The organism is Desulfovibrio sp., from assembly GCF_018379785.1.
Lineage (GTDB): Bacteria > Desulfobacterota > Desulfovibrionia > Desulfovibrionales > Desulfovibrionaceae > Desulfovibrio.
Genome location: NZ_JAGZUV010000007.1, coordinates 37,429 through 46,349 on the forward strand (window position 1 = coordinate 37,429; position 8,921 = coordinate 46,349).

At 63.2% G+C, this 8,921-nt stretch carries 8 protein-coding genes; all 8 read right to left on the reverse strand.

The annotated features are described in order from the left end of the window. Window positions 1–158 precede the first annotated feature (158 nt). Genes KH208_RS02520 through KH208_RS02555 form a run of 8 tightly spaced genes read right to left on the reverse strand, consistent with a single transcriptional unit; the run spans window position 159 to window position 8,916 of the window. On the reverse strand, window positions 159–329 hold the full coding sequence (locus KH208_RS02520) for a hypothetical protein (RefSeq protein ID WP_291433548.1): 171 nt from the start codon (window positions 327–329) through the stop codon (window positions 159–161). Next, window positions 329–1,402 carry a prohibitin family protein gene (locus tag KH208_RS02525; protein ID WP_291433550.1) on the reverse strand — a complete coding sequence of 358 codons (1,074 nt, stop codon included), beginning with the start codon at window positions 1,400–1,402 and terminating at the stop codon, window positions 329–331. The genes KH208_RS02520 and KH208_RS02525 overlap by 1 nt, the downstream gene beginning before the upstream one ends. Next, window positions 1,402–1,896: a hypothetical protein gene (locus KH208_RS02530; protein WP_291433552.1), complete on the reverse strand. Its 495-nt coding sequence runs from the start codon at window positions 1,894–1,896 to the stop codon at window positions 1,402–1,404. Before KH208_RS02530 ends, KH208_RS02525 begins: the two co-directional genes overlap by 1 nt. After that, entirely contained in the window at window positions 1,893–2,585 is a 693-nt protein-coding gene (locus tag KH208_RS02535) for a 4'-phosphopantetheinyl transferase superfamily protein (protein ID WP_291433554.1), read from the reverse strand. Before KH208_RS02535 ends, KH208_RS02530 begins: the two co-directional genes overlap by 4 nt. A 5-nt stretch (window positions 2,586–2,590) precedes the next feature. Further along, complete coding sequence (locus tag KH208_RS02540; RefSeq protein WP_291433556.1) at window positions 2,591–3,337, reverse strand: alpha/beta fold hydrolase; 747 nt, start codon at window positions 3,335–3,337, stop codon at window positions 2,591–2,593. Beyond that, entirely contained in the window at window positions 3,337–4,458 is a 1,122-nt protein-coding gene (locus KH208_RS02545; RefSeq protein ID WP_291433558.1) for a serine hydrolase, read from the reverse strand. Before KH208_RS02545 ends, KH208_RS02540 begins: the two co-directional genes overlap by 1 nt. 31 nt (window positions 4,459–4,489) lie before the next feature. Continuing rightward, entirely contained in the window at window positions 4,490–5,410 is a 921-nt protein-coding gene (locus KH208_RS02550) for an ACP S-malonyltransferase (protein ID WP_291433560.1), read from the reverse strand. Then, window positions 5,407–8,916 (reverse strand): AMP-binding protein, encoded by a 3,510-nt coding sequence (locus KH208_RS02555; RefSeq protein WP_291433562.1) that lies wholly within the window; start codon window positions 8,914–8,916, stop codon window positions 5,407–5,409. The genes KH208_RS02550 and KH208_RS02555 overlap by 4 nt, the downstream gene beginning before the upstream one ends. Window positions 8,917–8,921: the final 5 nt, after the last annotated feature.

The window sequence follows — 8,921 nt, forward strand, 5'->3', positions numbered from 1 at the left end:
GGAAATGAACAATGACCCCCTGAACATACGGCACACCCTATGGCTGTTGTGACAAAACTCCATGCAAGCGGTGCCGCGGCGTCCGCGGCATTTTTAAACCGGCCCGGCGGCTACTCCGCCGCGGCTGAGCAACGGCACCGCGCGGGTCAGCGCGCGGGTCAGCGCGCGTCCACCTTGCTGCCGCTCGCGGCGATGAGCATGAGCAGGCCGACCAACGGCGTGAGCAGCAGGGTGGCAAAAAAATACCCCCAGAAGCCGAATCTGTGCCGCCGGCCCAAAAAACCGATCACCAGTGCGCTCAAAATAACAATCACTATCAGAAATAACATCAATTATCTCTCCCTGCTAGGTTGGATTGATTCTGTGTGGGAGGGGGAGTGATAGGCCATGTCAGGATTTTGTTGATGGAATTGATGAGCGCCGAAAAGCGGTCATCCTCCTTCTCGGGGACCGCCTGAACCGGCGCTGCCTGGGGCGTGGACGATTCGCTCCGCCGCTCTTCACCGGGCTTGGCGGGCCGCGCGGGTGTTGCGTTCTGCGCGGGTGCGGCGGGCATATCTTGCGTATTGAGGATAACGGGCAGCCCGTCCCTGCCGCCGCCGGAAATGACGAGCTTGGCATTGTTCGAGCCCGCAAGTTCACGCGTGGCCATAATACCCTGGTAACGCAGATAATTCTCGGTCATGCCCGCGTTGACGATCTCCTGGAAATTTTTGATGCCGATGGCCTCAATATGTTTGCGCTTGGCTTCTTCGCCCTCTGTCAGCAGAATGTACGCATAGCGCTTGTAGCGTTGCGCGGCGACCATTTTGTCGACGATCGCCGCTTCGACTTCCTTGGGCAGGACAATATTCCTGATGTTGAAATTGTGAATGGCGAGAGGCAATCGCCCGATGGCCGCCACGGCCTTGACCATCATCACGTCTTCAAGTTCCTGTCGGGCCGTGGAATACAACGCTCCCACGGCATACGTGCCGAATACCTGGCGGGCCACGGTGTTCATCATGGGCAGAATAATCTTCTCCTTGTAGCGTGGGCCGACCAACTGATGCAGTTGAGGCAGGCGCTCACGGTCGACCTGGTATTGGCACGAAACGCTGACCGTCACGGGAAGGCCGGTATATGTCAGCATGACGAACGTTTCCGTATGTTCGAGGATGCGCGCGTCATAGACGTACATGATGTCGAAAGGCCATATAAAATATATGCCTTCAGGATAGGTCTCGCTCAGATCTGTACCGCCCCAGAACCTGCTGTACTTGACCCCCAATTCGCCGGAATGAATGGTCACGACGATATCATTCCAGAAATAAAGGACAAAGAGTGTGCATAACAGGCCGGCCGCCATCAGATAGAGACGAGTTCTGGTCCAGCAGGCTGCGACGATGTCTTTAACACGCATCATTCAATCCTGAGCTGCAGGTTGTCATACAAAGGAACGCCTCTCCAGAATTTATCCAGCATATAATCAATGCATTGCCGTTCAAATCTGATGCAAAAGCCGGGACTCGTGCGATGTTGCGCATCAACCTGTCCTTCGCATAAATTGTACATCACGGGACAGTACTCGATATTCTTGACGAACGGGCCGATTTCAGGCCGCCCGCTGACATTGGCCCGCGCCGTGGCGACAATATCGCGCTGATACGTGTCCATGCATATTTTGGCGCGCTTCACGTAACTGAAATTCCGTGCGAAGCAGGCGACGCGTTCGCGAATTATAGCGGAATTCTCTTCAACAGAGGCATTGGAGGGAGGCGTGGCATTCACCTCCCTGAACAACTCGCTCATATCGGACGCATCCTGAATCAGAAAAAAGTTGTCCGCCCGCGCCGGTCCATATACGGCCACAAGCGCCATGACGCAGAGAGCCAACCATACAAAGCTGTTCCTCATGCTCCTGTTTTCCCTCCCTTGGTCCCGTTCAGGCATTGCCGCAAAAAATCCCGCAATGCACCGGCAGTGACAACCTGGCGCGACAAAGGCGCAAGCCCGGCCCGCGCGCGGCGGCAAACAGCGGCACACACCCCCCGGCCGCCAAAGCCGTAGGTATCCACCCGCACGTCGGTCCGGCGCAGCACTAGAGGCAGATCGTCCCGCAGTCCCTCTCCGGTATATTTGCACACGCTCTCCTTGGCCGTCCATAAGGCGCAGGCCGCTTGCGGCCCGTTGGAAGCGGCCTGAACGGCCTTCAATTCCTCGGGTGCGAAAATGCGTTCGAGCATGCCCGTATCCAGGCGCTCCGGCGCAAAGGAAGTCCAATGTTCCACATCCGCGCCCACTTCCCCCCTGTCCAGGGCGCAGACAACGGCCTGATGGCAGTGACTCAGGGAAAAACCCGCTTTGCCGTTCCGTAGCGATGGCTTGCCGTACGGGCCGAAAACGCATTCCGGGCATCCGCTCATGCCGTATTCACGTCCCAACCCCAGACGCAATAAAAGATACGCCACGGCGGACAGAACCCTGTCGCGCGCAAAACGGAAACGCAGCACTTTTTGTTGCCTGTCCGCCGAAAGCGCGGGCAGGGCGCGCCGCCAGAAATCTTCGCCCAGCCGGGCGGGCTCCAGAAAAACGTACAGCACCATAGACCTCAATTCCGCATCCGGGCGGCGGCCGCTGCACCCTGATGCAGAGTCCCGCATGCCCGGACGATAAGAGCGGCGAGTTTTTCCCAGTGCGCGGTCAGATAAAAATGTCCCCCGGGGAAACGGTACGACGCGAATGTGCCTGTCGTTCTGGCGGCCCAGTGGCTCAACGGGCGGTTTTCCGCCTCGCCGCTGAAAAGCGTGAACGGCAGGTCGAGCGGCGGCCATAAGGGGGGAAACCATGTTTCCAACGCGGCAAAGTCCGCCCGGATCACGGGTTCCGCATACTCAATCAAGGCGGGCGAGTTCATCACCTCATCCGTGAGACCGCCCATTTCGCGCAGCATGACCAGAAATTTTTCGCGCGGCAAATTGTGACAGCAACGCGTCTCCTCCCCTTGTTCCGTCCCACGGGGATGAAATATCGGCGGCGAGGAAAGAAAAACATGGAACGGGGGATGCGCTTTCAGCTTCCGCGCTTCGTAAAAAGCCAGTATGGCCCCCAAACTGTGCCCGAACACGGCGTAGCGCGGCTGCCCGGACCGCTCCAGCCCACCGCGTATCCGCGCGGCGACGTCCTCAGCCAGCTGCTCAAAATCGCCGCACGGCGGCTCAATGGAGCGCCTGCCCCTGCCCGGCAGTTCCACAGGCACAAGACGCAGCCAGCGCGGCAGATGTTCCGCCAGCGGCAGGTAAAATCCCGCGCTTCCTCCGGCGTGGGGAAGACAAAACAACAGTGTTTCTTCCGGCATCAATTCCGCCGCCTTTGCACGGCGCGTTCCACATCCAGCAGACCCAGGGCCAGCTTGAAGGCCTCAAAGCAGGCGTTTTCCTGATTCAGCAGCAGGACCGCGGCCGCGCCCGTTTCCGGATCATAGACAAACTGAGACGCGTAGCCCGGAATCATGCCGTCCTTGCCGAAAAAAAATCTTCCATTGCCCATATCGTACAGATTGATGCCCTCCAGCATGTCCAAATTGTAGGAGAGTCCCCCGTACTCCACCCGCGTGACGGCGGGTGTGCCGTCCTTGAGACGCAGGGGTTCGGCTTTTTCGGGCAGCAGGCCGTAGCGCTTGAGAAATTGGGGAAGACGGAGCAGATCCAGGGCATTGCCCCCCAGATCGCCTGATCCGGAAGCTAACGTGGTGCTGGAAAACATGGGCAGGCACAGGGTTCCTTCCTTCGTGAGGGAATAGCCGGTCGCCCTGAGCGGCACGATTGAGTTGTCATCCTCCACTTGCAGGGACGGCATCCCCAACTCCTCGCGCTGACGCTCCAGCCATGCTTTTGCCGGAACATCGACCTTCTCCAGCAACTGCCCAAGCAAAAAGTATCCTGTATTGTTGTATTTCTGTTGCGTCCCGGGCTCGAACAGCAGCGCTTTGCCGCCGATGACGGCGAGCAGTTCCGCCGGGGTCCAGGCTTTGGCGGGATTGGCGACCACTTCAGGCTGTTCCAGAAGTTCAGGCAGGCCGGACGTGTGCGTCATGAGTTGAAACACGGTGATCGGCCCGGCAAGCTTCAGTTCAGGGAAAAAAGGGCGGATGTCTGTTTCCGGCGAGAGCTTTCCGGTCTCCATGCACTGTTTGACGTGCATGGCAGTGAATACTTTAGTGATAGAGCCGTAGCGGAACACCGCGTCCAGGCGCAGCGGCACGGTGTTTTCCACACCGGCCAGGCCGCGCGCCACCACCAGCGGGCGCTCCATGTCCGGGAACGACAGGGCCGCCACCACACCCGGCGTATGGGTGCGTTGCAGAAAATCGTCCAGCAGCGGCGCGATTGTCTCCGCCGAGGGGCGCGCCGCCGCGCACGATACCGACGCCACGCACAGAGACAGGGCGCAGCAGAGTATACACCATAGGTGACGCACAGGCCTCATCGCATCCCCCTTTTCGGCTATATTAGGCCGCACCGCACAGCAGGGTCCGCACCCGCCATTGCGGAACACTCCGGAAAAAACGCCCCAACGTCCCGCCGGAACCGGCCTCGACGATCTCCGTGATTCCGGCGCGCCGCATGCCTTTCATCACTTCCAGCCAGCGTACCGGACTGACGATCTGCAAGGCGCAATGCGCGGCGAAGCCCCGGCCGGTGAGCGCCCTGCCCGTCATGGACGAGAGGCAGACGCCGCGAGGCTCTTGCCAGTCGAGCCGACTGGCGAACGCGAAAACTTCTTCCGCCGCGCCGGCCATATACGGGGAGTGAAACGCCCCCGCCGTGGGCAGCGTCACCGCGCGCAGTCCCGCTTTTTCCATATACGGCGCGCAGGCGGCAAGAGCCTTGTCCTCTCCTGAAAGCACAAGTTGCAGCGGCGAATTATAATTGGCGATCCAGACATCGGTTGCACTTTTATCTTCAATAAAAGAGTGCACCAAGTCCTGCATTTCCGCAATGGGCTTCCCGAGAAGCGCCAGCATGCCGCCCTTCCCTCGGGCGCAGGCCCTGGCCAGGGCCTGTCCCCGAGCGGCGGCGAGGCGCAACGCGTCTTCCGGGGATAAAGCTCCCGCGCAGGCCAGAGCCGAAATTTCGCCCAGGCTATGTCCGGCAAGCAGACGGAACGAGGAGACCGCCGTGTTTTCCCCGTACTTTTTGCTTTCCGCCGCATGGGCCAGCAGAGCGAAACTCACCAGGGCCAAGTGCGCGGAAAGCGTATCCCCCGGTTCCACCGTATCGTGCAGCAGGGCGCGGATGTCCCGTCCGGCCGCCGCGGAAAAGGCGTCCGCCTGCCGTACGAGTTCCGGGCTGCGGGCCAGCAGTTCCGCGCCCAGGCCGGACAGACGCGCACCCTGCCCGCCGCAGACAAAAGCCCGGCGCGCGTTCATGCCAAACCCCGGCAGTATTCGCGAATAGCCTCCGCCACGTTGCCGACATTCTGCGCCTGCAGCATGCTTTCGTGGGAACCGGGCACCCAGTGCAGATCGACGCCTCCCCTGAGGCAGTCCCGCCAGCCCAGCCAGGGGTCGACATCCGCAGCGGTTTGGCCGTCCAATCGGCGCGCGCGCAACAACAGGGCGCGCCCGTCCATGGCTGAAGGAACATAACGCGCCGCGGCCAGGGCATTATACTGAAACGTCCGTAACAACGCGCGCATGCGGGCTTCGTCGAATCCGGACGGCAGGCGCCCGCTTTCCCGGCCTTCCCGCAGGAGAAAGGCGATGCGCTCCGCCGTGGACATGGCCCGAAAGGTTTCCGGCGTTACTGAAAGCCCCCGGCCAAAAAGGTCGAGCAGGAAGTCCGCCTCGTCCAGCCGCAGCAGGCTGGCCCTGTCGTCGGTATGCATCAGGGTGTCAAGAATCACCATGCCCCGTTCGGGCAACCCTCTGCCGCGCAGCAACCGCGCCGTCTCAAAGGCCAGCATGCCGCCGAAACTCCAGCCGCCCAGAAGATAGTGCCGTCCGTCCGCCATGTCCGCCAACGCGCGCGTGATGCCGCGCGCGTAATTGACGGCCATTTCCTCCACACTGAGCATGGCGGGCCAGCGGGCCAGCAGCGACGGCGGTTCCACCGCCAGGACCGGAAATTCCGCGCCGAGCCGCTCCGCCAGCGCCCTGTAGCAATAAGCGCTGCCCCCTGCGGGATGGAAGAGGAACAAGGGCATTCCCCGGCCGTTATCTTCCGGGCAGAGCGGCAGAATCCGGGCCTCACCGCTTTCAGCGTCTTCCGGGCTTTCCAACAGCCCGGCCTGCGCCGCGACGGTGGCGTGGGAAAACAGGGCGGAAAGCGGCAGACGCCGCCCGAACTGTGCCTCAATAAGCGAGGCGAGGCGCACCCCCAGAACGCTGTGCCCGCCGAGGGCGAAGAAGTCCGCCTCGGCGTCCGTCACGACCCGGCCCAGCAAGTCGGACCACAGCCCGGCCAGCGCCGTTTCCGTGGGGCCTTCCGGCGCTCTGCCCCGCGCGCCCGCGCCTTTTGTCGTGACCGGCGAGGGCAGGCTTTTGCGGTCCACCTTGCCGCTGGGGGTCATGGGCAGGGAAGCCATGGGAATAAAAAATGCGGGGATGGCATAGGCGGGCAGATGGTTGGCCAGATAGCCGCGCAGCGTGGCCGCGTCCGGCGCCGTGCCCTCACGTCCGTCCGGCCTTGCGGCGGGGACGACATAGGCCGCCAGGGTCATCACGTCGTTGCCGGAAAAATCCCCCGCCGTCACCACGACCTGTCGCACCAGGGGGCAAGCCGCCAGTGCGGCTTCCACCTCAGCCGTTTCCACGCGGTAGCCGCCGCTCTTCACCTGCCCGTCCTCGCGGGAAAGATGAAAAAACAAGCCGTTGCGGCGGCACACGATATCCCCGCTGCGATACCAGCGCTCTCCGTCGCGTTCCACAAAACGGGCCGCCGTGCTTTCAGGCGCGTGCAGATAGCCACGGCACACCCCGGCCCCGCCCAGCCACAGTTCACCGGGGATGCCGTCCGGCACCGGCCGTCCCGCGCCGTCGCGGATGCCGGCTTTCACGCCTTTCAGCGGCACGCCGATGGGGGGTGAAACGTGCTCCCGCCAGGAGGCGGACGTAAAGGTCTGCAACGTGGCGTCCACGCAGCACTCCGTGGGTCCGTACGCGTTGTGGACGCGGGTCCGCTCCTGCCCGGGCAGGCCATACAGGCGGGACAGATGGTCGAGACGCAGGCTTTCCCCGCCCAAAAGCCAGGCCTTCACGCCGGGATGCCGGGCATGGCGTTCCCAATGGTCCAGCAGCAGACCAAACAGGCTCGGTGTGCCGTCGCAGAGGGCGATGCCCCGGCGTTGCAGAAAATTGTGCAGGCCCCGCGGGTCGCGCCGCAGTTCGTCGGCCACGGGGAAAAGCGTGCCCCCCGCGCACAACGCGGCCCAGCCCTGAAGCGAGGCGTCAAAGGAAAACGACGCCAGTTGCGCCGCGCCCTGCGGGCCGTCGTCCCGCAGAGGGGCGTAGACCCGCTCCAGCAGGTTGTCCATCAGGTTCATCAGACCGCCGTGCTCCGCCACCACCCCTTTTGGCCTGCCCGTGGAACCACTGGTATACATGATGTACGCCGCCGTGCGCGGCGTAACGTCCGGCAGCGCGCAGGCCTCCTCAGTCGTCAGGTCCGCCGCGCCGAAAAGGCGCCTGGGAGCGGTCTTGCGCGCCTGCCCCCGACTCTTGCGGATCACCACGTCATAGCGGTAGGCGTCCAGTTCCGCCAGGCCGCAGGCCGGAGCGGAAAAGGAAAGCGACACGTCCGCGCGTCCGGCGGCCCAGGCCTCAAAAACGCCGCGCGGCACAAAGAGTTCCCGCCCTTCTTCAAAACGCGTCAGCCCGGCGCTGTCGCCCGTGGCAACGGCATGGGCGCGCAAGGCTTCGCCCAGGGCATCCCGGCGGCCGCTGTCCCAGACCATGCCGACCAACAGGATTCCACCCTCGCGAAGCAGCCCGGCCGCCTTATCCAGCACCCTCCGCAAATAGTTGCAGCCGGGGAAATTTTCCACCACGCTGTTCAGCACGATCAGGTCGAAACCGGGCTCCAGAATGCCGATGTCCAGCGCTTCCATGGAATGGGTTCTGACCGCGACGCCGCGCTCCGCGCCCAGCACGCGCACCCGTTCCAGTTCGTTGTCCGACAGTTCCACAGCCGTGTAGGCAGCGCAGTTCTCCAAAAGGACGCGGGCCACCGCACCCGAGCCGCCGCCCACGTCCAGCACGCGAGCCCCGGGGGTCAGGACTTCGGCCGCCTTGGCGCGGACGTTGCGGGCCATGCCCGCCAGAGCTTCCCCGGCGATGGGCCGTCCGGTAAAAAAGCTTTTCCAACTGCCGTCCGGCGCGCTCCGCGTCACATGCTCCCACAATTCCAGGGCCATGAGGTCGCCGGCGCGCTCCACGGCATCTTCAAAACGGGGCAAATCGGGACAGAGCAGCAGGCGCAGACCGGGGCAGACGAAAGAAAGCCGTTCCGCCCGACCGGCATGGACGGCGTCCGCGATCAGCAGCGGGGCCGCGCAGTCATCCAGCATCCGGCGCAGGCGCGGACCGGGCAGCGCCGGATCCAGCGGCACGTACACGGCTCCGGCGCGCCAGACGCCCAGAGCGGCCGCCAAGTGCCGGCGGTTACGTCCGGTCAGCACGGCCACGGGCGTCTCCGGCGCAAAAGCCTGGCGCAGGATGAACGCCGCAATGGCGCGAGACCGCCGCTCCAGCTCCGCATAGGTAAAAAAGCCCTCATCATCGACAACGGCCCGGCGCTCGGGATGCGCCGCGGCGAGGTTCTCCAGACGCCGGGACATGGACAGGAAGGGATAAGGCGCGGCGTCTTCCGCATCGGCATTTTCCGTCACAGCGGCCGCTTCGGCCGACAGGGAGGAGAACAGGTCGTCAAGCTTCATTCCAA

Bases quoted from the DNA above. Each gene is read 5' to 3' on its own strand.
- KH208_RS02520 (WP_291433548.1), bottom strand. From the start codon at position 329: ATGTTATTTCTGATAGTGATTGTTATTTTGAGCGCACTGGTGATCGGT.
- KH208_RS02525 (WP_291433550.1), bottom strand. From the start codon at position 1,402: ATGCGTGTTAAAGACATCGTCGCAGCCTGCTGGACCAGAACTCGTCTC.
- KH208_RS02530 (WP_291433552.1), bottom strand. From the start codon at position 1,896: ATGAGGAACAGCTTTGTATGGTTGGCTCTCTGCGTCATGGCGCTTGTG.
- KH208_RS02535 (WP_291433554.1), bottom strand. From the start codon at position 2,585: ATGGTGCTGTACGTTTTTCTGGAGCCCGCCCGGCTGGGCGAAGATTTC.
- KH208_RS02540 (WP_291433556.1), bottom strand. From the start codon at position 3,337: ATGCCGGAAGAAACACTGTTGTTTTGTCTTCCCCACGCCGGAGGAAGC.
- KH208_RS02550 (WP_291433560.1), bottom strand. From the start codon at position 5,410: ATGAACGCGCGCCGGGCTTTTGTCTGCGGCGGGCAGGGTGCGCGTCTG.
- KH208_RS02555 (WP_291433562.1), bottom strand. From the start codon at position 8,916: ATGAAGCTTGACGACCTGTTCTCCTCCCTGTCGGCCGAAGCGGCCGCT.